Origin of the sequence: Bacillus sp. FSL H8-0516, assembly GCF_038635285.1 — a bacterium.
Taxonomy (GTDB): Bacteria; Bacillota; Bacilli; order Bacillales; family Bacillaceae; genus Bacillus; species Bacillus safensis.
The window spans coordinates 1,491,983-1,517,575 of the sequence record NZ_CP152051.1 but is presented as its reverse complement, the minus strand read 5'-3'; the positions used below and the strand labels follow the sequence as shown (position 1 = coordinate 1,517,575).

The 25,593-nt window shown below is 43.7% G+C and carries 24 protein-coding genes, 1 riboswitch and 1 other annotated feature; of the genes, 1 reads left to right on the top strand and 23 read right to left on the bottom strand.

All coding sequences use genetic code 11. From position 1 onward, the window contains the following. The first annotated feature begins 123 nt into the window (after positions 1-123). Positions 124-1,833, top strand: coding sequence for an NFACT RNA binding domain-containing protein (locus MHB67_RS07505; RefSeq protein ID WP_122631406.1), 1,710 nt, complete (start codon positions 124-126; stop codon positions 1,831-1,833). A 34-nt stretch (positions 1,834-1,867) separates the two neighbouring features. Here the strand turns inward: MHB67_RS07505 and MHB67_RS07500 are convergent, their stop codons facing one another. The 23 genes from MHB67_RS07500 to MHB67_RS07390 all read right to left on the bottom strand — a co-directional run bounded on the left by MHB67_RS07500 (position 1,868) and on the right by MHB67_RS07390 (position 25,574). Then, positions 1,868-2,371, bottom strand: a complete 504-nt coding sequence (locus MHB67_RS07500) for a bifunctional precorrin-2 dehydrogenase/sirohydrochlorin ferrochelatase (RefSeq protein ID WP_122631407.1) — start codon at positions 2,369-2,371, stop codon at positions 1,868-1,870. Beyond that, positions 2,352-3,140, bottom strand: coding sequence for a sirohydrochlorin chelatase (locus tag MHB67_RS07495; protein WP_024424219.1), 789 nt, complete (start codon positions 3,138-3,140; stop codon positions 2,352-2,354). The genes MHB67_RS07500 and MHB67_RS07495 overlap by 20 nt, the downstream gene beginning before the upstream one ends. A gap of 74 nt (positions 3,141-3,214) precedes the next feature. Beyond that, positions 3,215-3,970, bottom strand: a complete 756-nt coding sequence (cobA, locus tag MHB67_RS07490) for a uroporphyrinogen-III C-methyltransferase (protein ID WP_024424220.1) — start codon at positions 3,968-3,970, stop codon at positions 3,215-3,217. 29 nt (positions 3,971-3,999) lie between these two features. Next, the gene (gene cysC / locus MHB67_RS07485; RefSeq protein WP_024424221.1) at positions 4,000-4,593 is read right to left on the bottom strand and encodes an adenylyl-sulfate kinase; all 594 of its coding nucleotides are present in this window, start codon (positions 4,591-4,593) and stop codon (positions 4,000-4,002) included. A 14-nt stretch (positions 4,594-4,607) separates the two neighbouring features. Next, complete coding sequence (gene sat / locus MHB67_RS07480; protein WP_024424222.1) at positions 4,608-5,744, bottom strand: sulfate adenylyltransferase; 1,137 nt, start codon at positions 5,742-5,744, stop codon at positions 4,608-4,610. A 57-nt stretch (positions 5,745-5,801) separates the two neighbouring features. After that, complete coding sequence (locus MHB67_RS07475) at positions 5,802-6,866, bottom strand: inorganic phosphate transporter (RefSeq protein ID WP_342492873.1); 1,065 nt, start codon at positions 6,864-6,866, stop codon at positions 5,802-5,804. Positions 6,867-6,879: 13 nt separating this feature from the next. Next, on the bottom strand, positions 6,880-7,581 hold the full coding sequence (locus MHB67_RS07470) for a phosphoadenylyl-sulfate reductase (protein WP_024424224.1): 702 nt from the start codon (positions 7,579-7,581) through the stop codon (positions 6,880-6,882). A 45-nt stretch (positions 7,582-7,626) separates the two neighbouring features. Then, positions 7,627-7,773 carry a YezD family protein gene (locus tag MHB67_RS07465; RefSeq protein ID WP_073205135.1) on the bottom strand — a complete coding sequence of 49 codons (147 nt, stop codon included), beginning with the start codon at positions 7,771-7,773 and terminating at the stop codon, positions 7,627-7,629. A 74-nt stretch (positions 7,774-7,847) separates the two neighbouring features. Beyond that, positions 7,848-7,950, bottom strand: a riboswitch (SAM riboswitch). Positions 7,951-8,117: 167 nt separating this feature from the next. Further along, positions 8,118-8,756, bottom strand: coding sequence for an orotate phosphoribosyltransferase (gene pyrE / locus MHB67_RS07460; RefSeq protein WP_024424225.1), 639 nt, complete (start codon positions 8,754-8,756; stop codon positions 8,118-8,120). Between the two features lie 7 nt (positions 8,757-8,763). After that, positions 8,764-9,468 carry an orotidine-5'-phosphate decarboxylase gene (gene pyrF / locus MHB67_RS07455; protein ID WP_342492872.1) on the bottom strand — a complete coding sequence of 235 codons (705 nt, stop codon included), beginning with the start codon at positions 9,466-9,468 and terminating at the stop codon, positions 8,764-8,766. After that, positions 9,440-10,372 carry a dihydroorotate dehydrogenase gene (locus tag MHB67_RS07450; RefSeq protein ID WP_044330734.1) on the bottom strand — a complete coding sequence of 311 codons (933 nt, stop codon included), beginning with the start codon at positions 10,370-10,372 and terminating at the stop codon, positions 9,440-9,442. The genes pyrF and MHB67_RS07450 overlap by 29 nt, the downstream gene beginning before the upstream one ends. Beyond that, complete coding sequence (locus MHB67_RS07445; protein ID WP_041117331.1) at positions 10,366-11,142, bottom strand: dihydroorotate dehydrogenase electron transfer subunit; 777 nt, start codon at positions 11,140-11,142, stop codon at positions 10,366-10,368. The genes MHB67_RS07450 and MHB67_RS07445 overlap by 7 nt, the downstream gene beginning before the upstream one ends. Further along, positions 11,139-14,354, bottom strand: coding sequence for a carbamoyl-phosphate synthase (glutamine-hydrolyzing) large subunit (gene carB, locus MHB67_RS07440; RefSeq protein WP_149125674.1), 3,216 nt, complete (start codon positions 14,352-14,354; stop codon positions 11,139-11,141). The genes MHB67_RS07445 and carB overlap by 4 nt, the downstream gene beginning before the upstream one ends. Further along, positions 14,339-15,433: a carbamoyl phosphate synthase small subunit gene (locus MHB67_RS07435; RefSeq protein ID WP_024424230.1), complete on the bottom strand. Its 1,095-nt coding sequence runs from the start codon at positions 15,431-15,433 to the stop codon at positions 14,339-14,341. Before MHB67_RS07435 ends, carB begins: the two co-directional genes overlap by 16 nt. After that, entirely contained in the window at positions 15,430-16,716 is a 1,287-nt protein-coding gene (locus MHB67_RS07430; protein ID WP_024424231.1) for a dihydroorotase, read from the bottom strand. Before MHB67_RS07430 ends, MHB67_RS07435 begins: the two co-directional genes overlap by 4 nt. After that, complete coding sequence (locus tag MHB67_RS07425) at positions 16,700-17,623, bottom strand: aspartate carbamoyltransferase catalytic subunit (protein ID WP_024424232.1); 924 nt, start codon at positions 17,621-17,623, stop codon at positions 16,700-16,702. Before MHB67_RS07425 ends, MHB67_RS07430 begins: the two co-directional genes overlap by 17 nt. 130 nt (positions 17,624-17,753) lie before the next feature. Then, positions 17,754-19,082: a solute carrier family 23 protein gene (locus tag MHB67_RS07420; RefSeq protein ID WP_025092549.1), complete on the bottom strand. Its 1,329-nt coding sequence runs from the start codon at positions 19,080-19,082 to the stop codon at positions 17,754-17,756. Between the two features lie 155 nt (positions 19,083-19,237). Further along, positions 19,238-19,780 (bottom strand): bifunctional pyr operon transcriptional regulator/uracil phosphoribosyltransferase PyrR, encoded by a 543-nt coding sequence (pyrR, locus tag MHB67_RS07415; RefSeq protein ID WP_024424234.1) that lies wholly within the window; start codon positions 19,778-19,780, stop codon positions 19,238-19,240. 170 nt (positions 19,781-19,950) lie between these two features. Next, positions 19,951-20,865, bottom strand: a complete 915-nt coding sequence (locus MHB67_RS07410) for an RluA family pseudouridine synthase (protein ID WP_024426940.1) — start codon at positions 20,863-20,865, stop codon at positions 19,951-19,953. Beyond that, positions 20,862-21,329, bottom strand: a complete 468-nt coding sequence (gene lspA / locus MHB67_RS07405; protein ID WP_024424236.1) for a signal peptidase II — start codon at positions 21,327-21,329, stop codon at positions 20,862-20,864. The genes MHB67_RS07410 and lspA overlap by 4 nt, the downstream gene beginning before the upstream one ends. Before the next feature lie 94 nt (positions 21,330-21,423). After that, a complete protein-coding gene (locus tag MHB67_RS07400; protein ID WP_024424237.1) occupies positions 21,424-21,798 on the bottom strand; it encodes a hypothetical protein in 375 nt (124 codons plus the stop codon). A 160-nt stretch (positions 21,799-21,958) separates the two neighbouring features. After that, positions 21,959-24,724: an isoleucine--tRNA ligase gene (gene ileS, locus MHB67_RS07395; RefSeq protein WP_024424238.1), complete on the bottom strand. Its 2,766-nt coding sequence runs from the start codon at positions 24,722-24,724 to the stop codon at positions 21,959-21,961. Positions 24,725-24,783: 59 nt separating this feature from the next. Next, positions 24,784-25,018, bottom strand: a binding site (T-box leader). 61 nt (positions 25,019-25,079) lie between these two features. Next, complete coding sequence (locus tag MHB67_RS07390; RefSeq protein WP_008344947.1) at positions 25,080-25,574, bottom strand: DivIVA domain-containing protein; 495 nt, start codon at positions 25,572-25,574, stop codon at positions 25,080-25,082. Positions 25,575-25,593: the final 19 nt, after the last annotated feature.

Here is a 25,593-nt window from a genome sequence, read left to right as displayed (position 1 = left end):
GTTCTATAAGCCAGTTTATTCAGACTCGTCCTAAATCATGCTATAATAATAAGACTGCCTAAAGAACGAGAAAATGGAAGGTTCTTTCAGTAGATTTGTATGAAAGAAGAGGGTGTATCCAACATGTCATTTGACGGCATTTTTACATATGGTATGACAAATGAATTGCAAGAGACATTAACTGGCGGGAGAATTTCAAAAATCCATCAGCCATATAAGCACGAGTTGATTTTTCATATTCGATCAAACGGGAAAAATCACAAGCTCCTTTTATCGGCTCATCCGAGCTATGCGAGAGTGCAGCTCACAGAGCATCAATACGACAATCCAAGCGAGCCGCCAATGTTTTGTATGCTCCTCAGAAAGCATCTTGAGGGCGGCTTCATTGAACGTTTTGAACAGATTGGATTTGACCGGGTCATTGTGCTTCACGTGCGAAGCCGAAACGAAATCGGCGATGAGCAGACGCGTAAGCTTTACATTGAAATCATGGGACGTCATAGTAACTTCATTCTTGTAGAGGATGGAACGCAGCAGATCATTGATGGTTTGAAACACCTTTCTCCATCTGTGAACAGCTATCGAACGGTGCTCCCTGGTCATGAATACCTACTGCCGCCTGCGCAGCAAAAATTGAATCCTTTTGACGTGACAAAGGATGATATTTTGAAGCATTTACGCTTTCAAGAAGGAAAGATCGCGAATCAAATTGTCGATACCTTCTCCGGGGTTTCCCCGCTGTTTGCAAAGGAGGCAGTACACCGGGCTGGTCTTGCCAATCAAGAAACGATTCCAAATACACTGCTCGACATGTTCCAGCTCATTCGCATGCATTCCTTTACGCCGCAGCTCACAAGAAAAGACGGGAAAGAGTATTTCTATTTATTAGAGCTTCAGCATGTCCATGGCGAAATGAAGACATTCGACTCACTCAGCCAGCTGCTTGACCGCTTTTATTTTGGAAAAGCTGAGAGAGACAGAGTCAAACAGCAGGCAGCGGACCTTGAACGGTTTGTCGTAAATGAAAAAAAGAAAAATGAAAACAAGCTTAAAAAGCTGAAAAGAACCCTTGAAGAATCTCAAGATGCACACAAATATCAGCTCTATGGCGAATTGTTAACAGCCAATTTATATGCGATTAAAAAAGGGGATAAAGAAGCGACTGTCATCAATTATTACGATGAAGACGGCGGAGAAATCACGATTCCGCTCAAAACAAACAAAACCCCTTCTGAAAATGCACAAGCATATTTTACAAAATATCAAAAGGCAAAAAATGCTGTAGAAGCTGTAAATGAACAAATTAAGCGGACATATGAAGAGATTGCTTATTTTGAAGAGCTGATTCAGCAGCTGTCCTCTGCTTCACCGAAGGATTTAGAGGAAATGAGAGAAGAGCTTGTTGAAGGAAAATATTTGCGCGCCAAACAAAAGCGTCATGCCAAAAAGAAAAAATCGGCGGCCATTCAGCTCGAAACGTATGAGTCGTCCCAAGGCATTCCAATTTTAGTTGGAAAAAACAACAAACAAAACGAATATTTGACCACAAAGGCAGCTGCTCGTGATGATATTTGGCTGCATACAAAGGATATTCCTGGGTCACATGTCGTCATCCGTCACCAAGCACCTGATGAACAAACGCTGCTTGAAGCGGCTCAAATTGCCGCCTACTTCTCGAAGGCAAAAGAGTCCGGCTCCGTTCCTGTCGATTATACGAAAATCCGGCATGTGAAAAAACCAAACGGAGCAAAGCCTGGCTTTGTCACGTATGATCAGCAGCAAACATTATTTGTCACGCCTGACGAAGATCTTGTGCTCAAGCTGAGAAAATAAATAAAAAATGCCGAGAAAATCTCCTGTAAGGATTTTATCGGCTTTTTCTTTGTCGTTTTTTTCTTTCGATGTAAAGGGCATCAAGTGCGTCAATATCCTCTTCTTCAAGCAAGGATTCAATTGCCGCAGCCAGCTGTTTTGTCCGGGCGGGGCTTGCACCGCTTGTAGAGACTGAAATCGTCACTTTTCCTGCTTTGACAACCTTCGGCACAATGACATTGCCGAGCTCAGATCGGCTCACACAATTCACGAGCTGGTGAGGCTGCGCTGTTTGTGCAATCCATTCATTTACCGAAGGGTCGTTTGTAGCAGCTACAATGAAAAATGCATCCTTCAAATCTTCAGGGTCTACCTTCTTTTCCTTCCAATTCAGCGCATATGTATCAATGAGGCGTGCCATCTCTTCAGAAATATCAGGGCTCACAACGGTTATATGGCAAGGCTCCGTGCACAGCGCCTTTGCTCTTCTTAACGCGACAGATCCGCCGCCGGCGATGACCACTTGTTTATTGGTTAAATCAAGATGGACTGGAAGCATGGCTTTCTCCTCCTTGGAAACGAAACACATCGTCTTTGTTTAAAATGGTTTCTTGCACGCGTTCAATGTAAGCCGCTTTGACATGCGGATGAAAGCCAATATACCGACATACGCGGACATCTTTGAGCCGCTTTCTCGCCTGAGCTGCTTCACTTTCAATTTCTTTCATTAAAATCCCCGTAAACAGCAAGTAAGGAACAAGATAGACAGGCCCATCGTCATCTGCTGATAACTGCGCGAGAACATCTCGGTAATTTGGCTCACATGCTGTAATAAAGCACGGAAGAACCTCTGCATGAGGAAGCAGGCTTCGGACATCGTCTGCAATGCCAAACACATCTCGCTTCACATCTGGATCAGAACTCCCTCGGCCAATTAAAAGAATCCGCGCGCGCTCGCCTTGATATCCTGCTTCTTCAATTCTTGCGGCAACTGCTTTTGTTACTTCTTGATTCACGCCGATTGGCTTTCCATATGTGACCTTCACTTGCGGGAATCGCGCGCGCACTTTCTCAATTTCGACCGGTATATCCGATTTGGCATGCATGGCAGTTAATAGGAGGAGCGGGACGATTGCAATGTGTGTCGCTCCTTTGTTCACACAGGCCTCAAATCCTTCTTCTATAGAAGGGTCCGTCAGCTCTAAAAAACAAATTTCTTGTATATCTGCTTTCACTAACGGCATACAGCTTTTCATAAAAGAAATGGCCTTATCTTGTGCTTCTTTCACCCTGCTTCCATGCCCAACATAAAGGACAGCTTGTTTCATGCGGCTCCTCCCTCTCACTTGTTTTCATCAGACGAAAAGACACGATGTATGCACGTGTCTTTTCTCTATCATTCTCATTTCTCGATTAATGCGGGTTCAAACCAGTTCAGCTTTTGATGAAAATGAACGACATCTCCAACAACAATTAAACTTGGATGCTCGATCCCTTCTTTTTCAACAGTTTCAGACAGTGTCGCAACCGTGCAGCAAGTTGTCTTTTGCCTTGTTGTGGTTCCCCAGTGTATAAATGCAGCGGGTGTTTCTGGGTCCCGTCCATTTTTTAAAAGCAGGCGCTGCACTCTTTCCACGTTTTTGACACCCATGTAAATCACAAGAGTATCAATCCCTGTAGCCAGCGCCTCCCACTTTTCTTCAAAATGTTCATCCTTTTGATAGTGGCCCGTGACAAAAGCAACATTTGAGCTGAATTCACGATGTGTCACAGGGATGCCCGCATAAGCAGCCGCTGCAATCCCAGAAGTAATTCCTGGGACGACCTCATACGGAATTCCGTGCTCAGCTAAGCATTCGATTTCTTCACCGCCGCGGCCAAAGACAAAGGGGTCGCCGCCTTTCAGCCGAACGACAACGTTCCCTTCCTTTGCATGAGCCACAAGCGCATCATTGATGGCTTCCTGCCTCATTGTATGATGATTTGGCAGCTTGCCGCAATAAATCAATTCCGCCTCCGGTTTGGCATGGGCGAGAATTTCTTGATTGACAAGACGATCATATAAGATGACATCTGCCTGCTGTATCGCCTTATGGGCCTTTAATGTGATTAAATCTGGGTCACCGGGTCCAGCACCCACAATGTATACTTTCCCCATCTTGCTTTTCTCCCCCTGCCATCAGGCGATTATTTCGTTGTTCCTTTTACATAATCAACAAGACGCTGTTTAGATTCCTCACGGGATAATTCCCCTGTATCTAATACAAGCTCAGGCGCAGCAGGCTCTTCATACGGTGAATCGATTCCAGTGAAAAATGGAATTTCACCGTTTCTCGCCTTTTTATATAACCCTTTTGGATCACGCTCTTCACACACGTTCAGATCACATTTGACAAACACTTCGTGAAATTCTCCCTCTTCGACCAACTGTCTGACAGTGTGGCGGTCTTCCTGAAATGGAGAAATAAAAGCAGTGATGACAATCGTTCCTTGCTCCACAAATAATTTCGCCACTTCTCCGATCCGGCGGATGTTTTCTTTTCTGTCATCATCTGAAAACCCTAGATCTTTATTGAGTCCGTGCCGCACGTTATCGCCGTCAAGAACTGTGACTTGGTAGCCTTGTTCAAACAGCTCTCTTGCAGCTGCATTCGCGATCGTTGATTTACCTGACCCGCTTAGACCTGTAAGCCAGATAATGCCGCTCGTATGATTGTTTTTTTGTTGATATTCTTTTTTTGTAATAGATGAATCATGCCACACGATATGTTCGTTGCTCATGTCATACCCTCCCGTTAAGATACCGTCGTTTTTAATCCTTCGATTAATGTTTCAATGACTTCTTTTCGGCTGAACGTGCTTGGTGGTAATTCACCGTTTCTCAGCATTGTTCGAACCTTTGTACCTGAAAGAATGACATGCTCGCTTTTGTCGTGAGGACACGTTTTTGGAGTGGCCATCGCTTCACATGTATTACAGTAGAAGCTGTGTTCAAATTTTAATGGAGTAATGCCGATTTCTTCGCTTGTAAATTGATCAAATAGTTCCTGCGCCTCGTATGTGCCGTAATAGTCACCAACACCTGCATGATCTCTTCCGACAATAAAATGGGTGCAGCCATAATTTTTCCGTACTAGCGCATGAAAAATGGCTTCCTTTGGTCCAGCATAACGCATTGCAGCAGGAAAAACACCTAAAAAGACGCGGTCTTTTGGATAATAACCGTCCAATAACACTTGATAGCTTTTCATTCTTACATCTGCTGGGATGTCGTCAGATTTTGTTTCACCGACAAGAGGATTTAAAAATAAACCATCGACTGTTTCCAGTGCTGTTTTTTGAATATATTCATGGGCACGATGAACCGGGTTTCTCGTTTGGAAACCAACAATGGTTTTCCAGCCGTTTTCTTTAAAATGACGTCTTGTTTCTTCTGGCTCATACGTAAATTGAGGGAATGGTTTTTCACTGCGTTTCGTCAGTGTAATTTTTCCGCCAATGTAAGTATCGCCGCGTTCAAATAATTTTTTCACGCCTGGATGATTGCGGTCATCTGTTTTATAGACATTCACCGCTTCTTTTTCCTTATCTGGTGTGTATTGATCCTCTACTTCAATGACCCCATATACAGTCCCATTATAAGATAAGCGCACGATATCGCCTTGATGGATTTCCGCCGCCTTTTCTTTTGTTACTGGCAGTGTAATAGGAAGAGACCAAACGACACCACTTGCTAGCCGCATACTGCTTACAACTGCTTCATAATCAGCTTTTGTTAAAAACCCTTCAATAGGACTATATCCGCCAATTGCAATGAGTTCAAGGTCTGCAAAGGAAATCGCATCTAGTTCAATTTCCTTCGCAGCCGTGCTGAGATCATATTCTTCATTTACTCGATTAATTAATACGCCACCATGTGGTGTTAAACTCATTTGTTCATCTTCCTCTCAATGTTCATATTTATTAGATGTTAATAGTCGGATTTATGGTTAAATCCCGCCGCCCTGTTCATGAATAGAGCTGCTTTCTTTTTTGACTGCTTTCATCAGACTCAGCGCACCAAGTGAGGCAAGCAGTACACTCATCATGATAAAGATAGAGTAATAGTCTCCTTTTAAGAAAAGGCTCACAAGCAAATACGATAGGCTGAGTGATAAGAAAGGTGAGACCACCCATACTTTCAGCATTTTTTTCACAACATGTTTGTGAAAAATGTTAGGCCCGCCTTTTGCCATTCCAAGCCCGATAATAGACGAGGAGGTGATTTGCGTAAGTGGAACGGGCAGCCCAAAAATAGAGCTGACGATGACAAGCCCGGCACCGGTACTCGAAAGTAAAATCCCTTCGCCTGTTTGATAGCGGGTAATTTTCTTTCCGTTTGTTTCCAGCACTCTTCTGCCTAGCAAGAGGGCCCCTGCTGCGACGAAGATTCCGCCATAAAGTGTTCCCTGCCCAACTGACAAAACGCCTGAAGCGACGAGCGGGCCGACGGCATTTGCCACATTGTTCATACCGGCTGAAAATGCCTCTAAAAATCCGCTGAGAATTAATACGACAGATAAAATAGCTGTGCCTTTTTTAGACAGCTTCCGTTTAGGGAACATTCTGATGATTTTGACGACAGCAAAGGTAAAAAGAAAGGCGAAAAGCGGGATGATGACCCAAAATGCCACAATCATTAAAATGGATTTCACAAACAAAACTTTATATGCGACTGCTACACCAACTACAGCCCCTACTGTGACCTCACTTGTTGATAAAGGAATCGCCATCAGATTTGCTATGAAAAGTGATAGTGCAGCAGAAGCAATGATAATACAAACGATTTCAAGTGTAATGACTGATTCTGGCATAATACCAGAGCTGATCGTTTTGACGACCTCACCGCCGCCAATCACTGAACCTGCTAAAATCCCAACTGCACAAAAACTGAGCGCATAAATGGGCTTTTGAATGGCACCTGATCCATACGCAATGCCCATAGAAGCAGCTGCTCCGCTTGCGCCTATGTTTAAAGCAAAGAATAGACTAAATAAAATTGCGGCGATTTCCATACATTATACTCCCTTACTCATGTAATCCGCACTCTGTCTTTGCTGTGCCTGACCATCTGCCAGAACGAAGATCATCTGCAGTAAATGCTGGCTGTGTACACGGTGCACAGCCGATACTTGGATATCCTTGGTCATGCAGCGGATTATAAGTAAGTTCCTCTCTAGATGCATATCTCCATATGTCCTTCCACGTCCAATGGATGAGCGGACATACTTTCACTGATTTGAATTTTTCATCCTTATTTAAGAAATTCGTCCCTGCTCGTTTTGGTGACTGCTCTCTTCTTAAACCAGAAAGCCATGCTGGATAACCAGATAGGGCTTCTTGCAAAGGAATGACCTTACGCATATGACAGCAGCTTTGAGGATCTGTTTTCCATAATTGATCACCGTGCTGCTCATTTTGCTGTTCAACCGTCAGCTCAGGCGTTTTCAGTACAATATCTAAACCCGGATATCTTTCCTTTACCGCATCAATTGTGTCGTAAGTTTCTTTAAAATGCAGACCTGTATCTAAAAAGACAATTCTCGCATCTTTTTTTACTTTTGCAATCAGATCAATCAGAACGATGCCCTCAATCCCAAAGCTGCACGCATATACAAGCTGGTCACCATAATGACCGTACGCCCATTTCAGTACAGACAGGGCTCCTTTATACAAATCATCCTCTTGAAATGTAATGGACGGCTCTTGCCAATTTTCATAAGTTAACATGATTTCTCCCCTTCCGGAGTACCGCTCATATTGCTATTTTCCGCACTACTTTAATCTAATTTTTTCGTTTTTTTCCACTTGAATCACTTGACCGTCCTGAACAATTAACGTAATTGAACCGAATTTCATATCCCCAATCAGTTCTTGCATATGCTTTACTAAGTCCTCATCCTGATTTTGTTTCACTTCCATCTCCTCTTCCTCCTCACCGTTAAAATAAAAAAACTTTCTTTCAGTCCGAAAGAAAGATGAGGAAGCTCACAATTTCCTTATCTTTCAAAATAGAATCATTTTGCAGGAAGTAGCACCTTGCAAATCGCAGGTTGCCGGGTTTCATCGGGCCAGTCCCTCCACCTCTCTGGATAAGAGTTTCAATTTGTCTTAAATATTAACACAATTCAAACAAAAGTCAACCCGACTTTATTGATAGGATTAGTTTTTATTAAAATTTGAGTCTATTTTACTATTTTTACCCAAATAAAAAAGCTGTGCGGGCAGACACAGCTTTAAGATTGTTAACGATGGACTTTGACTTTTCAGACCGTTTCTTCCATCCAAGATTCAGAGGAAGGGTCTTGTCTCCAGCGTTTTAGTTTGTTCATCGCAGACGGCTCAATCGCTTTCAGTTCAAGTGCCACGTCTGTCAATGTGTCATAGTCTGTCAGGGTGACATATGGAATATTTTTTTCTTGAAAAGCGGCCGCTGCTTTTGGCAGTCCGTATGTGAAGATTGCGGCAACTCCTAGTACCTCGCAGCCCTCAGCTTGAAGAGCAGCAACCACTTCCAGTACACTGCCTCCTGTGGAAATAAGGTCTTCGACGACGACAACCTTTTGGCCTTTCGATACGGCCCCTTCAATTTGATTTCCTTTGCCGTGTGCTTTCGGCTTACTTCTGACATAACACATCGGGATGTTCAAGCGGTCTGCTGCTAATGCCGCATGCGGAATGCCTGCTGTTGCAGTACCCGCGACAACCTCTGCTCCCTTGAAATGAGTGAGAATCAAATCTTTTAGACCTTCCGCAATGTCGTGTCTGACTTCTGGATATGATAATGTGAGGCGGTTATCACAATAGATCGGTGATTTTATACCGCTCGCCCATGTAAACGGTTCGTCTGGTTTTAATGAGACCGCTTTGATTTGTAATAGATGTTTCGCGATTTTTGATTTCATCTGGCAGTCACTCCCACTCTTTCAAAATTTGATGATAGGCTTCTATTGGTTTATCAGCTTTTGTGATTGATCTCCCGACAACGATTTGTGAAACACCTTGCTCTTTTGCATAGGCAGGTGTCGCCACACGCTTTTGGTCATCGGTTTGATCATTCGGTAAGCGAATCCCTGGCGTTACAGTGAGAAAGGAGGGTGAGATATGTTCATGAAGTGCTTTAGATTCATGAACAGAGCAAACAACACCGTCCAGTCCACTTTCATAAGCTAATTGTCCGTACTGGATCACAGTCTCTTGCAGCGGACGGTCAATGAGTAACTCGCTTCTCATCATGTCTTCTGACGTACTAGTCAGCTGGGTCACTGCAATAATGCCCGGACGGCTTTGTCCAGCAGGAGTCCCGCTTTCAAGTCCCTCTAATGCAGCCTGCATCATTCGTTTCCCGCCAGCAGCATGCACATTGACCAAATCAACGCCAAGTGTGGCAAGCCGGTTCATCGCTTTTTGCACCGTTGTTGGAATGTCATGTAATTTTAGATCGAGAAAAATGCGGCAATTTTTTTCTTTCAGCGCTTCAAGGATGGCAGGTCCTTCTTGGTAAAACAGCTCCATGCCGACCTTCACAAATAATGGTGTCCCTTCAAAGGGATCTAAAAAGGCAAGCGCGTCCTGCCCTGATGGAAAATCAAGCGCGATGATGGGCAAGTGCTTCATGTTTCCAGCTCCTTCCGATACATTCCTCTACAGATGAATAACCATATGCTGCTAACACATTTGGCAGCTCTTCAATGATTTCCGGGCAAATAAATGGATTCACAAAATTGGCTGTACCGACAGCGACTGCACTTGCACCTGCTAGTAAAAATTCAAGTACATCTTCAGCACTTTGCACTCCGCCCATCCCGATAATCGGAATAGAAACCGCTTGACTCACCTCATGCACCATACGTACAGCGACAGGTTTGACAGCTGGTCCTGATAATCCGCCTGTTTTATTGGCAAGGATGGGTTTCCCCGTTTTTAAATCTAAACGCATCCCAATTAATGTATTAATCATGGTGAGTCCATCCGCTCCAGCAGCTTCAATCGCTTGAGCAATTTCTACAATATTGGCTACGTTAGGTGACAGCTTGACATAGACAGGTACGGAAGAGACTTCCTTGACTGCTTTTGTCAATGATGCTGCCATATTTGGATCTGTACCAAAGGCGATTCCGCCGGTTTTAACATTTGGACAAGAAATATTCAGTTCAAGGGCATGAACATTTTTTGCTCGGCTGATTTGCTTGGCTACTTCAACATAATCTTCAACCTGTGAGCCAGCAACATTCGCAATAATAGGCGTATCAAACTGCTCGAGCCAAGGCAATTCATTTTCAAGCACGCCTTTTAGACCTGGATTTTGAAGGCCGATTGCATTGAGCATACCAGCTCCTGTCTCAGCAACCCTTGGTGTCGGATTGCCAAATCTCGGTTCAAGGGTTGTGGCTTTGATCATGATACCGCCCAGCAATGATAGGTCATATAAGGATGCAAATTCTCTCCCGAATCCAAAGCAGCCTGATGCAGGGATAATTGGATTCTTTAAAGATAATCCCGGTAACTCAACGTTTAGCATGACAATGCCACCTCCTCTGCTTTAAAAACAGGTCCATCAAGACACACTTTGACATAAGGTTTGTCGAGCTGATCGGTATGACAGACACATGCAAAGCAGGCACCAATCCCGCAGCCCATTCGTTCTTCCATCGAAATGTAGACAGGCTTATCAGGATACGTGTCTTTCAGCGCTTTTAGCATAGGTGTTGGACCACAGGAAAGCAGCACATCAAAGCTCAGGTTTTGCTCTTTTATCACATCTGTTACAAAGCCTTTAGCACCGTATGTGCCATCAACCGTTGCAATAAACGTATCGCCGAGTGCTTGAAATTTTTCCTCGTAAAATACATCCTTTTTCGACTGAAAGCCGAGGACATGCTTTACGATGACACCTTTTTTCGTTAAACGCTTGGACAGCTCATATAGAGGCGGTACGCCAATTCCGCCGCCGACTAGTAATGCCGTCTCTCCGGGCTTGACAACTGAAGGATCATACCCGTTTCCAAGCGGCCCTAATACATCGACTGATTCTCCCTCCCGCTTTTGAGAGAGGAGCTTTGTGCCCTCTCCCTCTGCGCGGTAAATGATGGTTGCTTCTTTTTGCTCGGCATGAATGTTGGCAATACTGATCGGTCTTCTCAGCAGCGGTGTCATCGATTCACTGACCTTTAGATGAAGAAATTGTCCAGCCGTTTGAAAGGAGTCCACAAGGTCACCTTTTAATGTCATTTCGTAAATATGATCAGCGATCTCTCGGTTCGAGACGACCGTCAAGTATGCTTTTTTCATATCGTTACTGTCACCTCAGCATTCGTTTTCACTTCTGGCATTTCATCCGCTCTAAATGTCATGCTCTCAAGCACTCTTAAAATGGCTTCTGCAGTATCTAAAGACGTTAAGCAGGCCACTCCGTTTTCAACAGATTCACGTCTAATTCTAAAGCCGTCTCTTGCCGGCTGTTTTCCTTTTGTTAATGTGTTGATCACGAATTGGGCTTCCCCGTTTCGAATGACATCAAGAAGATTTTTGCCTTCTTCTCCAATTTTGCCGACCACACTTGATGGAATGGAGGCTTGTTTTAAATAATTCGCCGTTCCTTCTGTTGCTAAAATATGATAGCCGATCGAATGGAATCTTCTTGCGATCTCAAGTCCTTCTTCTTTATCCTTATCAGCCACTGTCAGAAGAACTGTTCCGTCATTAGGGATTTGAATGCCTGATGCAATCAATCCTTTATAAAGGGCTTTTTCGATCGTGACATCTTTCCCCATGACCTCACCTGTTGATTTCATTTCAGGCCCGAGTGTAATATCCACTCTTCTTAATTTTGCAAAAGAGAAGACTGGAACTTTGACGTACACTCCTTCTTGCTCTGTATGAAGGCCTTCTTCGTAGCCATAATTTTTGAGCTTGTCTCCTAAGATGACTTTTGTCGCAAGGTTTGCCATCGGAATGCCCGTAATTTTACTTAAGAAAGGAACCGTCCGGCTTGATCTCGGGTTCACTTCAAGTACATACACTTCACCTTTTGATAGGACAAACTGAATGTTCAAAAGCCCAATAATGTTGAGTCCTTTTGCAAGCTTGATCGTGTATTCTGCGATCTTTGCTTTGATGTCCTCAGACAATGTTTGCGGCGGATAGACCGCAATCGAGTCACCAGAGTGAACTCCGGCTCTTTCAATGTGTTCCATAATGCCTGGGATTACGACAGTTTCTCCATCAGACACCGCATCTACTTCAATTTCTTTTCCTGTCAAATACTTGTCAATTAACACTGGATGCTGCGGGTTGACCTTCACCGCATTCTCCATGTAGTGAAGAAGCTCAGCTTCTTGATACACAATTTCCATCGCGCGGCCGCCTAATACATAGGAAGGACGGACAAGGACTGGGTAGCCGATTTGATTGGCAATCGCTACAGCTTCAGGCACAGACGTTGCTGTTTTCCCTTTCGGCTGCGGCACGCCGAGTGTTTCTAACGTTTGTTCAAACTTGTCCCGGTTTTCTGCGCGGTCTAGGTCTTCTAGAGAAGTTCCAAGAATTTTAACCCCTCTATTTGATAATTCATCTGCTAGGTTGATCGCCGTTTGTCCGCCGAACTGAACGACGACTCCTTCAGGCTGTTCAAGGTCGATGATATGCATGACATCTTCTACAGTAAGTGGTTCAAAGTAAAGCTTATCTGAAATACTAAAGTCTGTTGAGACCGTTTCAGGGTTGTTGTTTATAATGATCGCTTCATAGCCTGCTTGTTTAATTGCCCACACTGAGTGAACAGTCGCATAATCAAATTCAACCCCTTGTCCAATTCGGATAGGACCTGAACCTAATACGATAACGCTTTTCTTGTCTGTACGTTCTGATTCATTTTCATCTTCATATGTGCTGTAGAAATAAGGTGTCTCTGATTCAAATTCTGCCGCACATGTATCCACCATTTTGTAGACAGGTACAATGCCTGCTTCTTGTCTTAGCTTGTAGACATCCGCTTCGTTCATCTTCCACTCGCGGCTAATGTAGATATCTGAGAAGCCTTTTTCTTTCGCTTCTTTTAATACGTCTGTATTGCCTTTGTTTTCTTTTAATGTCTTCTCAAAGGCGATGATGCCTTCCAGCTTATGAAGGAAGAAGTAATCAATTTTTGAGAATTCATGTATTTGTTCGACTGTATAGCCTCTTCTAAGCGCCTCAGCGATATAAAATAATCGTTCGTCTCCCGCTTTGATAATCCGTTTTTCAAGCACTTCATTTGTGATGTCTGCTTCATCTTTTAATTCAATGTGATGCACATCGGCTTCAAGTGAACGTACAGCCTTTAGAAGAGACTCTTCTAATGTGCGGCCGATCGCCATGACTTCACCAGTTGCCTTCATTTGCGTACCAAGACGTCTGTTCGCAGATTCAAATTTATCGAACGGCCAGCGCGGTATTTTTGAAACGATATAGTCAAGTGCCGGCTCGAAGGCTGCATAGGTTTTACCTGTGACTGGGTTCATCATTTCATCAAGCGTTAAGCCGACAGCAATTTTCGCTGCCAATTTGGCTATTGGATAGCCTGTCGCTTTCGACGCAAGCGCAGATGAACGGCTCACACGCGGGTTTACTTCGATGATATAGTATTGAAAACTGTTTGGATCAAGTGCCAGCTGAACGTTACAGCCGCCTTCAATGCCAAGTGCACGGATCAGCTTAAGCGACACATTTCGAAGCAGCTGATATTCACGGTCACTTAACGTTTGGCTTGGGGCTACAACAATACTGTCACCAGTATGGATGCCGACAGGGTCAAAGTTTTCCATGTTACAAACAACGATTGCATGGTCACCGCTGTCTCGCATGACTTCATATTCAATTTCTTTAAAGCCTGCAATGCTTTTTTCAAGTAAGCATTGTGTGACTGGGCTTAGCTTCAGACCGTTTTCAACGATTTCCTTCAGTTCTTGCTCGTTTGTACAAATTCCGCCGCCCGTTCCGCCTAATGTATAGGCTGGTCTGACGATGACAGGGAAACCGATTTGATCTGTAAACGCCATCGCTTCTTCCAGGTTATGAATGATTTCACTTTCTGGTACTGGCTCATTTAGTTCATTCATTAAATTACGGAATAAATCTCTATCCTCCGCTTTTTGGATGGCTGACAGCTTTGTACCGAGTACTTCAACGCCGCATTCAGCTAATACGCCAAGGTCTGACAATTCAACAGCAAGGTTTAATCCAGTTTGCCCGCCAAGTGTTGGCAAGATCGCATCAGGGCGTTCTTTTCGAATGATTCGTGTTAAAAATTCTGGTGTCAGTGGTTCGATGTATACCTTATCAGCCATTTCTGTATCTGTCATGATGGTCGCAGGGTTAGAGTTCACAAGAACGACTTCATAGCCCTCTTCTTTTAGCGCTAAGCAAGCCTGTGTACCTGCATAGTCAAACTCCGCTGCCTGACCGATGATGATAGGACCTGATCCGATTACTAAAATCTTTTTGATGTCTACGCGTTTTGGCATACTTCTTCCCCTTCTTTCTCAGTCGTATGAATCATTTCCATGAATTGGTCAAATAAGTAGTTTGCATCTTCTGGACCCGGTGATGCTTCTGGGTGGTACTGAACAGTGAATGCTGGTGCTTCTTTATGTTTTAATCCTTCAATCGTATTGTCGTTTAGGGCAATATGTGTGACTTCGAGCACGTCTTCGTTAATACTGCTAACCGTGTAGCCGTGGTTTTGAGACGTCAGTGTCACCTTGCCAGTTGCTAGTTCTTTCACCGGATGGTTTGATCCTCTGTGGCCAAATTTCATTTTTTCTGTGCTTGCACCGCATGCTAGAGCAAATAATTGATGTCCGAGGCATATACCAAAGAGCGGCACCTTTCCAATCAATTGCTGAATCATCTCAACGGCTTCCGGTACATCCACAGGATCTCCAGGTCCGTTTGAAAGCATGATACCATCAGGCTTTAGCTGCAGCACTTCATCTGCAGTGATGTTGTATGGCACCACAATGACGTCGCAGTCACGTTTATTGAGCTCGCGCAAAATGCCATGCTTCATGCCGAAATCGACAAGGACAATTCTTTTTCCTCTGCCTGGGCTTGGGTACGCATTTTTCACAGATACTTGACTCACTTGATCTGTTGGCAGCTGCAATGTTTGAAGGCGGCGGACAACGTCTTCCACTTGTTCATCAGGTCCTGCAAATGCCCCTCTTAAAGTCCCTGCACTTCGAATCATTCTAGTCAGCTTCCGTGTATCGATTCCGCTCAGCCCCGGAATGTTTTTCATTTTTAAATATTCATCGAGTGAATATGAAGAGCGCCAGTTTGAGGGCTTTTCACAAAGCTCTTTCACAATCAGCCCTTTCACAAACGGTGTGATCGATTCAAAATCGTCACGGTTAATGCCATAGTTGCCGATAAGCGGGTAAGTCAGTGTGACAATTTGTCCGCAGTATGATGGATCAGATAAAATTTCTTGATAGCCCGTCATCCCTGTATTAAAGACGACTTCTCCGACTGATGGTTCTAAGCTGCCAAAGCCTGTTCCTTCGAATACTGTTCCGTTTTCTAGCACTAAGCGTCTCTTCATTTTACTAGTCTCCCCTCTTCATAAACGACTTTCCCAGATGCAAGTGTCATGACCGGCCATCCTGATACAGTCAATTTGTCAAACGGTGTATTTTGCCCTTTAGATAAGAAGCTTGTTTTATCGATTGCCATTTCTTTGTTTAAATCAATAAGTGTGATATCAGCTATGTGCCCTTCTTCAAGCTTTCCGTATGGAAGAGAAAATGCTTCTGCTGGTTTAATTGTCATATAATCAACGAGTTCTTTTAATGTCCATTCGCCTGTTTTGACAAATCGTGTATACAGAAGCGGGAACGCTGTTTCAAGTCCCACAATTCCAAACGGGGCACGCTGCATGGTTTCGTTCTTTTCTTCTTCTGTATGCGGCGCATGGTCTGTTGCGATGAAATCAATCGTTCCATCTAATAGTCCCTCGATCAATGCCTCGCGATCCTCTTTTCCTCTGAGCGGCGGGTTCATTTTATAATTTGTATCAAGACCTGGAATGTCCGTATCACACAACAGCAGGTGATGCGGTGACACCTCAGCCGTCACACGGATGCCTGCTTTTTTTGCATCGCGTACGACCCGCACAGATTCTTTCGTACTGATATGACATACATGATAATGACAGTTCGCTGCTTCTGCTAAAAGAACATCTCTTGCAATATGCACCGATTCACAAATGGACGGTATTCCGTTTAACCCATTTGCTTTTGAAAATTCTCCTTCATGAACGCACCCGCCGTAAATGAGCGAGTTATCTTCACAGTGCGCCACAATCGCTTGATCAAGACTTGCTGCCTGTTTCATCGCTTCGTACATCATGCCTGCTGTTTGGATGCCAACACCGTCATCTGTAAAAGCAAAGGCGCCTGCTTCTTTTAGTGCTGCAAAATCCGTCATCTCTTCCCCAATTTGTCTCGTTGTGATGGATGCGTATGGCAGCACTCTCACAGATGAGGTCTCTTCGATTCGATTCATCAGCCATTCCATTTGCTCTTTTGTATCTGGAACCGGCCTTGTATTCGGCATCGCTGCAATCGTCGTATATCCGCCTCTTGCGGCTGCTTTAGAACCTGTTTCAATCGTTTCCTTTTTCTCTCCGCCTGGCTCTCTTAAATGCACATGCAGATCAATCAAGCCTGGTGACACAAATAGCCCTGCTGCATCAATAACCTCTTCTCCGTCTTCTCTTTCTAGGTGACCGATCGCTTGAATCACTTTTCCTTTTACCCTAATATCCTGCTGCACTCTTTCACCTGTGCTTGTTAAGATAAAACCGTTTTTAATGAGATATGACATAGACAGAATCTCTCCCTTTTTGATGTAGTGTGCTATTTTGAAAAGCTCTTTTTAATACGGCCATTCGGATATAAACACCATTTTCCATTTGTTTAAAAATTCTTGACTGCTTGGACTCTACTAATGAATCATCTATTTCAACACCTCTGTTTACTGGTGCTGGATGCATAATAATCGCGCGTTCTTTCATTTTGTTTGCTCTGTCTACTGTTAATCCATAAGTTGATAAGTAATCTTCGCTGCCCATTTTTTCAGCGTGCCGTTCATGCTGGATTCTAAGCAGCATCACCACATCAGATTGTGCGATGGCTTCATCTACTTGGACATACGTTCCGTGAGGGTTTTGTTCATCCTGGAAGGAAGCAGGCCCTGAAAAGAGGACTGTCGCTCCCAGCCTTGAGAGAACCTCAGCATTTGATCTTGCCACCCTGCTATGTTTGATGTCTCCATGAATCGAAATCGTTAAGCCTTCAAAGCCGCCAAACTCTTCAAAGATGGTCATGAGGTCAAGCAGTGATTGGGTTGGATGCTGTCCGCAGCCATCTCCTGCATTGATGATGGGAATTCCAACCTTCCCAATCAGCTCGTTATAATATTCATCGGTGCTGTCTCTGATCACACAAGCCTTTACTCCGATCGATTCAAGTGTTTTTACCGTATCGTAAAGTGTTTCGCCTTTTTGAACGGAGGTGCTTGCCGCATCTAAGCTCAGGACATTCATCCCTAGTTTCTTCTCGGCTACTTCGAAGCTAAAACGTGTTCTTGTGCTTGGTTCAAAGAAAAGGTTTGCCACAAATTCTCCGGCTAATCCATGTTCTTGTTTCCCCTTTTTGAGTGCAGCTGCTTCTTCAATCAGCTGTAAAATCTCTTCTTTTGATAAGCTGCTCATTGTCGATAAATCATTCATTTTTTCTTCCCCCTCTAGTTTTTCATCACTTTCAGGTTCAAAAAAACCCTAAGCCTCGGCAGCTTAGGGTTCTCCAAAAGAAGCAGCGGCACTTTTGTGCATTCTGCTCCATTTAGAACCCTTGTCAGCCTCACTGGACTTCTTTTAAAAGGTTTTCTGTATTTGATTCATTTGAGTTGTCATCTTCTGCTTTTTGATGCGGCAGGATCAGATTTAACAGGACACCCGTAATTGCAGCAAGTGCCATTCCAGATAGGGTGAGATTGATTTGTTTCACCTCAATGAATGCCCCGCCAATCCCAATGACTAGGATGACTGATGCGATAATGAGATTACGCTTTTCTTCAAAATTCACTTTATGATCAATCAGAATTCTCAGGCCGCTTGAAGCAATGATTCCAAAGAGCAGGAACGAAACGCCTCCCATCACCGCGGACGGCACTGTACTGATTAATGCTGAAATTTTTCCCACAAAACCGAAGCAGATCGCAAACACGGCTGCTCCGCCGATGACGAAGATACTAAACACTCTTGTGATGGCTAGTACGCCAATGTTCTCTCCATAAGTTGTTGTGGGTGGTCCGCCAATAAGTGAAGCGAAGATCGTCGCCGCACTGTCTCCTAAAATGGAACGGTGAAGACCTGGTTTTTTAATAAAATCTTGTCCTACGACCTTACTTAACACCACTTGGTGGCCGATATGCTCAGACATTGTGACAAAGGCTACCGGCACCATCACTGTGAGAATGCTTAAGGTCACAGCAGGTGTATAGTCGACAAATGGCACAACGAAGTCTGGTACAGCAAACCATTTTGCGTCAATGACCGGCTGGAAGTTCACGATGCCTTGTGTTAAGGCAAAGAGATAGCCGCTGATGATGCCGATTAATACTGGGATTAAGCTAAGGAATCCTCTTAGGAAAATCATACTGATAATGGTGACAGCCAGTGTGAAGCCAGCGACCATTAAGTGCTTGAGGCTGTAAACAAGCTCGGTTGCATTTGGATCAACATACATCGCCATGTTGACTGCTGTTCCAGCGAGTCCGAGTCCGATGACCATAATGACTGGTCCTACGACCACCGGCGGCAGAAGCTTCATCAGCCAGCCTGTGCCGAGCCATTTAATGAATAGGGCGATGAGTGCATAAGCGACACCCGCCATGAAGGCGCCAACCATTGCGGCTCCAGGGCCGCCCGTTGCTTTCACATTCAGTATGGGGGCGATGAAGGCAAAGGACGATCCAAGATACGCAGGAATTTGTCCTCTTGTGATGATTAAGTAAACAATCGTTCCCACTCCGCTTGAGATGAGCGCGACGGCTGGACTCATATCAATGATTTTTGGTACAAGAATGGTCGCACCAAACATCGCAAACAAATGCTGCAGGCTAAGTGACAGCCATGTGAATGGTTTTGGGATATCTCGAATGCCTAAATTGGCTTTTTGCTGACTCATGATTTTCCTCCTAGATGTGTCCTTTTTCATTAAAAAAGCCTCTTTGCGAGTATGCGCAAAGAGGCCTAGATAAACCGGACACGTCATGTTGGCCGTGTGCTCGGTTTCTCTGTTATTGCCCTCTTTGCAAACTCTCTGGAATGCATTTAAAAAGGTTATTTTTCATATATAGCGACAAGGTCGTTTTGATCTACTTCATTGAGCTGAACCATGACTGTCTCTGCTTTTGAAGTCGGAATGTTTTTCCCGATATAATCCGCTCGGATCGGCAGCTCCCGGTGTCCCCGGTCAACGAGCACAGCCAGCTGAATGGAAGATGGTCTTCCTACATCCACAAGGGCATCCATAGCTGCTCTGACGGTTCTGCCTGTAAACAGGACATCGTCAACAACAATAAGTGTTTTGTCATTAATGTCAGCTGGTATGTCTGCACCCTTTACAAGCGGGTCTTGGTTGTCTGTCTTTTTTGTCAGGTCATCACGGTATAGCGTAATATCAAGTTCACCTACAGTGACTGGATTCCCTTCAATTTGCTCGATGCGCTCTGCAAGGCGCTTTGCAAGATGTATGCCTCTTGTCTTGATCCCGGCAAGGATGACATCCTTCATCCCTTTGTTGCGCTCAATCATTTCATGTGCAATTCGGGTAAGCGCTCGTCTGATCGCTTGTTCATCAAGAATGACTGCTTTTTGTTCCATCTTTTACACCTCTTTTTGACAAATAAAAAGCCCCTTCTGCAAAGGGCAGAGAGGGGCGTTCATTTGTGCATATGCGTGCACAAATTGATCCGTTATCCTTCTCAGCCTCTCTGGACTGTTTTAAAGAATCTCAATTTCTTCGTTTATTATTTCAAAAAAAGAACGGCCTGTCAATCGTTATTTCTTAATGAATCGATAAAGGCTTGCATATCAGCTGGAATTGGTGCTGTGAACTCGATATATTCTCCTGTTCTAGGATGATCAAATCCTAAAACACCTGCATGCAGCAGCTGTCCATTAAAATCGACTGTTTTTCTCGGCCCATATTTCGGATCTCCTGCAAGAGGGTAGCCGATATATTTCATATGAACACGAATTTGGTGTGTTCTTCCTGTTTCAAGGCGGCATTCGACAACTGTGAAGTCTTTAAAGCGTTCAATCACATCAAAGTGAGTAACGGCTTGTTTTGCATTTTCTTTTGTGACCGTCATGCTTTGGCGGTCTTTTTTATCTCTGCCAATTGGTGCATCAATTGTGCCTGTATCATGCTGGATAATACCGTGGACAACAGCCGTATACTTTCTTGTGACAGTTTTAGCCACCAGCTGATTGACGAGTGACTCATGTGCCATATCGTTTTTAGCGACCATTAACAGCCCAGACGTATCTTTATCAATTCGGTGGACAATTCCAGGACGCATCACACCGTTAATCCCTGATAAGTCTTTGCAATGTGCCATCAGTCCATTTACAAGTGTTCCTGACACATGACCCGGCGCTGGATGAACGACCATTCCTCGTGGTTTATTTACGACTAACACATCTGCATCCTCATAATAAATATCAAGATCCATTGGTTCTGCTTCTACATCTAGGGCTTCCGGATCTGGAATCTCCACTTTGATTTGATCTCCAGCTTGTACTTTGTAATTGGCCTTTACTTGTTTCCCGTTTACTTCGATCAGCCCATCTTTTACCCATTGCTGGACTTGGGTTCTTGACCATTCTGGTTCTGTCGTGCTTAGAAATTTATCTAGCCGTTCACTCGTTTGTTCTTCTGAAACGGCAATATTTACTTGATTCATGTAGTTGACTCCTTATTTTTCTTTCCATCTAACAGCATTTGAATGAAGAGCAGAATAACCCCTACACAGAGAGAAGAATCTGCAATATTAAAGATTGGGTAGTGATAATCCCCAAATACGAAATGAGCAAAATCAACCACTTCCTGACGGAAAATACGGTCGATAAAGTTTCCGATCGCTCCGCCAAGCATTAAGGCCAGCGCTACTCCCAGCAGCTTGTCCTTTTGTCCATGTTTTTGTAAGTAATAAACAATTCCCGCAATAACAACGAGTGTGATCACATAGAAAAACCACATTTGCCCTTGGAGAATTCCCCATGCGGCTCCTGAATTTCGGTGAGACGTGATATAAAAGAATCCATCAATGACTGGAACAGAATCACCGAGCATCATATTTTTGACAATGAGCCATTTAGTTAATTGGTCTAAACAAATGATAACGAATGCGATTATGTAATAGAACACACACGTTCCTCCATCTTCATACTTTGATCTTTAAGCATTTTATCAAGAAAACAGGAAGGAGTAAAGAAACTTTAGTTGACAGACAAAAACCTCCCTACATGTGGAAGGCTTCAAAATGAGAATCATTTGATTCGTAAGGATAAGGAGTGAATGCTTTTTTCTCGTATTGCTTATGATATAAAAAGTCGTCAGCCGTGCGGGCGGTAGGAAGAATACTCATTTGTTCAAGCGGAATCACATCTCCTGTTGCCTCACATATGCCATAGGTTCCTTGTTCGATTTTTGCAATAGCGAGAGACACATCTTGCAGCTCTTCTTTGATGTGATAAAGAAGCGTGGTCGTTTTGACCTCATTCAATGTGACATGCTCAGCGGGTGAACGAAATGATGCGTATTCAAACAGTTTAGATTGCAGCTCTTCTTTCATTTGAAGGAGTTCCGTGTAAATCGTCTCTAGATCGCCATTCATGTCGCTATTTCAACTCCTGCCCTGTCGTGATAATCATATTGTTGCCCCGCCTGGTCACTTTAAAGCCATAAGATTTTTCCTTTCGTTCTAAACGCTGTCATTTTCTCATAAAAGAAAACGCCCCGCATATGACGGGGCGCCAGCTTGTGATATCGCATTGTTAATTTTGGTAATATTTCTCCACGATTTCAGCATTTTTCAGCGACAATGTTGGGTATTTCGGATTTGCACCAACGTCTTTTGAAATAATGCGGGAACGTTCGCACAGTTCTCCTTCTGCTTTTTGAACCACAATTCGTCCTGATGCATATTCAGGCGCTGATGTATCTGCATGCTGCTCATCTTCTACCGTTAATTCAGAGATGATAAAGAGCTGCTTCACATCTTCTTTAATGGATGCAAGAAGGTTTTTCACTTCGTCTGTCGCATAAAGCGTCACACTAGCTTCAAGTGAACGTCCGATGACTTTCTCGTTACGCGCAATCTCCAGCGCTTTTAGCACATCATCACGTACCTCCATAAAGCGGTCAAACTTCGCTTCTGTCGCTTCAGCTTGAGGAACTGCCACACCTTCTGGCATATCTGTTAACTGAACACTTGGCTCTTCAACAAAGCTTAAGTGGCTCCATAATTCATCTGCGGTATGCGGAAGAATTGGTGCAGTCAGCTTCACTAAAGCCATTAATGTTTCGTAGAAGACCGTCTGCATGCTGCGGCGGTCTGGATGATCGGCATGCTCAATGTAGACGACATCCTTAGCAAAATCAAGATAGAAAGAGCTGAGCTCAATCGTACAGAAATTGTGAATCGCATGATACACGACCGCAAATTCGTAATCATCATAAGCTTTTTTCACTTTATCAATCAATTTGTTTAATTTGATCATGATGTATTGATCCACTTCGCGAAGCTCTTCTACTGGCACGGCATTAACTGCTGGGTCAAAGTCAAATAGGTTTCCATGCAGGAAGCGGAAGGTGTTACGGATTTTACGATAGACTTCTGCTACTTGTTTCAAAATATCATCAGATACTGGATGATCGGCTTGATAGTTGACTGAAGATACCCAAAGTCTTAGAATCTCTGCACCAAGCTGCTTCGCAACCTTCGTTGGATCAATCGTATTGCCTAATGATTTACTCATCTTACGTCCTTCTTTATCAAGCGTAAAGCCATGGCTTAGGACCCCTTTATAAGGTGCTTTTCCAGTGACAGCAACTGCTGTTGATAATGAGGAGTTAAACCAGCCGCGATATTGGTCAGAGCCTTCAAGGTAAAGATCTGCCGGACGGACTAGGTCGTCTCTTTCTTCTAAAACGGCTTGGTGAGAAGAACCGGAATCAAACCATACATCCATGATATCCTGCTCTTTTGTGAATTCACCATTCGGGCTGCCTGGATGTGTAAAGCCTTCTGGCAATAGCTCTTTTGCTTCTTTTTCAAACCAAATATTCGAGCCATGCTCTCTAAATAATTGAGATACATGCTGAATGGTTTCGTCCGTGATGATCGGCTCACCATTTTCCGCATAAAAGACCGGAATTGGAACGCCCCATACACGCTGTCTTGAAATACACCAGTCACCTCTGTCACGCACCATATTGAACAAGCGTGTTTCTCCCCATGCTGGAACCCATTTTGTTTCTTTAATATTGTCTAATAAAGCTTCTCTAAAATCTTTAATGGATGCAAACCACTGAGCTGTCGCACGATAAATCGTTGGTTTTTTCGTTCTCCAGTCATGCGGGTAGGAGTGCGTGATAAAGTCGAGCTTTTTCAGCGCACCTTTTGCTTCAAGCTGTTCTGTGATGGCTTTATTGGCATCCTCGTAGAATAGTCCTTCAAAACCAGGCGCCTCATCTGTCATCACACCTTTTTCATCTACTGGACAGAGCACATCAAGACCGTATTTCATACCGACAATAAAGTCATCTTCCCCGTGGCCTGGTGCTGTGTGAACACAGCCAGTTCCCGCATCAGTTGTCACGTGATCGCCAAGCATCACAAGAGAATCTCTATCGTAAATTGGATGTGCTGCAACGATTTTATCTAATTCTTTACCTTTTAATGTTTTCACAACTTCGTATTCTTCAAAGCCGAGTGTTTTTACTACTTGTTCAACCAGTTCAGATGCAACGACATAACGCTCAGCACCGACTTGAAGAACACTGTACTCTAAGTTTGGATGAACACAAATGCCAAGGTTTGCAGGAAGCGTCCAAGGTGTTGTTGTCCAGATAATGAATTGTTCGCCGTTTTCAAGAACGCCTTTGCCATCTTTTACTTTAAACGAAACGTAAATCGATGGTGAACGTTTGTCTTTATATTCAATTTCCGCTTCAGCGAGGGCTGATTCACTTGAAGGAGACCAGTTAACAGGCTTTAATCCTTTATAGATATAGCCTCTCTTCGCCATTTCACCAAAGACAAGGATTTGCTGAGCTTCGTATTCAGGCTTTAATGTGACATATGGATTGTCCCAGTCTGCTCTAACGCCTAATCGCTTAAACTGGCTGCGCTGACCTTCAATTTGCTTCCAAGCATACTCCTCGCATAGTTTGCGGAATTCTGCTGTAGACATTTCTTTGCGTTTGACTTTTTTATTTTTAGTAAGAGCTGTTTCAATTGGCAGCCCGTGTGTATCCCAGCCCGGAACATACGGTGCATGATACCCGTTCATTGATTTAAATCGGACGATAAAATCTTTTAGGATTTTATTAAGTGCATGCCCCATATGAATGTCACCATTCGCATATGGAGGTCCATCATGCAAAATAAACGTCGGGCGTCCTTTAGTCCGCTCTAAAACCATTTGATAGATGTCTTTCTCTGCCCACTCCTCTTGGATTTCAGGCTCTTTGTTCGGCAAGTTCCCTCTCATCGGGAATTCTGTTTTCGGCATTAATAAGGTGTCTTTGTAGTTCATACCCATTCCTCCACATGCAAATTCTGATTAAAAAACAATAAAAAAAGCCCTCTCATCCCATAAGGGACGAGAAGGCTTGTCTCGCGGTACCACCCTTTTAGACAAGCGATATGAAAGAGCCGCTTATCCACTCTAAAATCGTAACGTGATCAGACGCCTTTTCTTACTGTTTTTTTCAGAAAAGGAACTAAAGGGGTGATCTCATTGCAGCGTCTCGTAATGTCAGGCTTCCACCATCCCTGATTCGCTTTATTACGCATATGACAGCTGCGAGTGTCCCTTTCAAACGTTTATCTCTTGTTAATTTATGATGGTATTATATGCAACATGAGCACGTCATGTCAAGATGATGCGCTTATTCTTTTTCGTCAAAGACAGCGTCTACTTCATATTCCAGTAAATGATCCCAATCGTCATTTTTCAGAAGATCAAGCTGTGCTTCGATGAGCATTTGGAAACGAGTTCTAAAGACCTTCGACTGTTTCTTCAGCTCTTCGATTTCCATTGCAATTTTTCTTGATTTTGACAGCGCTTCGTTGATAATACGGTCTGCATTTTTCTCTGCTTCACGAATAATCAATTTTGCTTCTTTATCAGAATGGCGCTTTACGTCTTCTGCTGCTTCCTGCGCCACAAGAATCGATTTGTTTAATGTCTCTTCAATTGTTGCAAAATGACCTAGTCTTTCGTCAAGCTCGTTTACTTTGTCTTCAAGCTCATTCTTTTTACGAAGTACGATCTCATAGTCTTTACGTACTTGGCTTAAAAACTCGTTTACTTCATCTTCATCATAGCCGCGAAAGCTTTTTGTGAACGTTTTATTATGAATATCATTAGGTGTTAATGGCAACCTCGCCACCTCCAGATTC